The 2,559-nt window shown below is 47.6% G+C and carries 2 protein-coding genes; both read right to left on the minus strand.

What is annotated here, in order from left to right:
* Positions 1–165: 165 nt before the first annotated feature.
* Positions 166–699: a terminase small subunit gene (locus Q0628_RS14200; RefSeq protein ID WP_298772080.1), complete on the minus strand. Its 534-nt coding sequence runs from the start codon at positions 697–699 to the stop codon at positions 166–168.
* A gap of 125 nt (positions 700–824) precedes the next feature.
* Positions 825–2,559, minus strand: a 1,735-nt coding sequence (locus Q0628_RS14205) for an NPCBM/NEW2 domain-containing protein (protein ID WP_298772081.1), incomplete at its 5' end; no start/stop codon positions are given.

Here is a 2,559-nt window from a genome sequence, read left to right on the forward strand (position 1 = left end):
GATTTTGCCCGTTTTTCCGATACCAGGGCTGCCATAGTCGATAGTCGATAGTCGATAGTCGTCAAAGTCGGTGAATTTTTCAAAGTCGATAGTCGTTACGGCTCTGAAAGTCGTCAAAGTCGATAAAATTTGGACGATTTTTGTGTCTTTTTTAAAGCGTAAAGATTAGACCGAATCGGATGTATCGTAATCAGGTAATTCAGCATATTTAGCTTCGATAGTCGCCACATCAACTGTCTCGCCTTGGGTATTAGGAGTAACAATAATATCTTGTTTGTCCTGATAGTTGAACAGGTTCTTTCCGAGGAATATCCCCGATACAGGATTGATCTTCCCATTCATCATATAGTCTTGCCACAAAGCGTCCAAAATGTCGTAGCCCTTGCAAATCACAGCCTGGTGGGTGTCGGCTCTATGTACACCGTTCTTCCAATTACAAACCGTCATTCTCGATACTCCGATAGCCATACAATAACCAGCTACAGTAGGTTTCATATCGTTAGCAGCACAAAGGTGAAAATACTCTGATATTCTTCGTTCCACTTGTTTCACATCTGTATGGTCGATAGGAGGCATTTCAGAAACCATGAGAGTGTGATTAAGATACTTAGTGTTATCACCAGGATTGAGGTCTAATGGCTGCACATTAGGAGTATTATTCTTCCCACCACGCCCACGCGTAATTTGAGTCTCAGCCATAATTATCGCACCTCCATAACAGGCGTACCTGAAATAATATTTTTAATGATTTCAAATAAACCATATAAAGCTAAAGTCCATATTACAATAGATATAAATGTTTCCATAAACAATCACCTTATATATCATATTATTTTTTTAATGTCAAAAACGGTTTCGGAGGAGGCATGGATGCCAAATCCGTTGTGGTAGAACTTGCTGCCAATTTTAAAGACGTTGTCCTCGATGGACTTGTCGATGTGGAGCTTGCCCCAGGCCTGCTTGTGTTGAACGACGGGAATCTCGGTGAGCGGAACGGCGCCCTTGGCTTTGTTGAAGTAGAACTTCTGGATGTCAGCCATGACTTTTCCGGTTTCGCGGTTCTGTACGACAAATTCCATCTGGTTGTAGCCAGATAGCAACTTGTCTTCGCTGATTTTGCCGGCAATGCTTCCGGAAATGTAGGTGGCGTGGGCGAGCGTGTCGCCGTTTGCAATCACGATGTAGTCCCAGTTGCTTGCGGCGGCGGATTTTTCGTTCAGGTTGAAGCTGTAGCGAAGAGCCGGCTTGGCCTCGAGAGAATCATCTTGCGCAGCTTCGACGAATTCTAGGTCGAAAACGGCAATGATGTTTTGCGGGTTGAATTCCTTGCGTCCATTGAACTTCGCGATTTGCACCCAGTAGTTGTTGGTAATCAGAATGTTCTTGACGCCTTCCAAATCCATGTCGCGTTCAAACACGTCGCAGGTGGTGGCAATGCGGTGTTCCACCGCCTTCTTGTGGTAAGTCTGGCTGTCCCAACAGTCGAGGCCGCGAATGTAATAGACCTCGCCTTGGTATTTGTCGATGAGTTTCTTGAGATCAAGGGTGCTCATTTGACGGGCGCGGTCGTAATGAATCGAAGAAATGCCGTAACCGATAAAATGCCAGGGACGGCCGTATATGAACATGCGTTCCTTTTTCGGCTGTTCCTTGAGCCAACTCAGAATTTCATATTCTTCGATGGTCAGGTGGTTGCGGTTGTACATGATGTTTTTGTTGAAGTCTTCTTTATAGTGGAAGGTCCAACCGGTAAAGATAAGGCCTGCAACGAGCGTAATCAGGGCGGCAGTCATGGCATTCTGCTTGGCGTCTTTGCCGCTCATGGAATCAATCAGCTTTTTGACGAGGTGAGCCACCGGGAGTGCTCCTACGAAGGCCATGGACGGAAGCATCACTAGGCTGTAGCGCTGGTTGATTTGGATGCTGAAATCGCCCGAGACGTTTTCGAGAATCACGTATGTCTGAATGTGGTACAAGAGCAAGAAGGCGAGAATTTCAAGGTAGAAGTATTCCTTCTTCTTGGCGCCCCAAATGGCGCGGGCCACCAGGTAAATGGCACCGATGACGAACAGGTAATTAAAGTAAGTGAGGAACGGGTTTTCAAGTTCGCCGTTCTTGGTGAGCGGCTTGGTCATTTCGGTCCAGTTTCGGCTGAGGTCTTCTAGGAAGTGGCCGTGGGCCTCGAATTCTCCGCCCTGGAAACCAAAGCCCTGGAAGTAGCTGATGGTCAAAAGTGCCGGGACCGAGAACAGAGAAAGCGTCACAAAAAAGGTGGGAGCCTTGGCGCTCTTGCTGTCCAAAAGTTTGGGCAGGGCGAACAGGATGAAGGCGAATAGGCAGAAGGCGGTCTCTTGGCGGGTCTGCGCGAAGAATGCCAACGAAAGTGCGAGAAGCGCCCAGTGCTTGACGGTATTGCGGTCAAATGCCCACTTGAAAATCAACAGCGAAAGGGCGGAAAGTAAAATGTAGAGCGGTTCCACTGACATGGCGCGGAACTGGAAAAGCACCGTGGGCTGTAATGCTGTAAGGAGTGCGGCAAAGAAGGCGAGGAGCGGCATC

The organism is uncultured Fibrobacter sp., from assembly GCF_937877005.1.
GTDB lineage: Bacteria > Fibrobacterota > Fibrobacteria > Fibrobacterales > Fibrobacteraceae > Fibrobacter.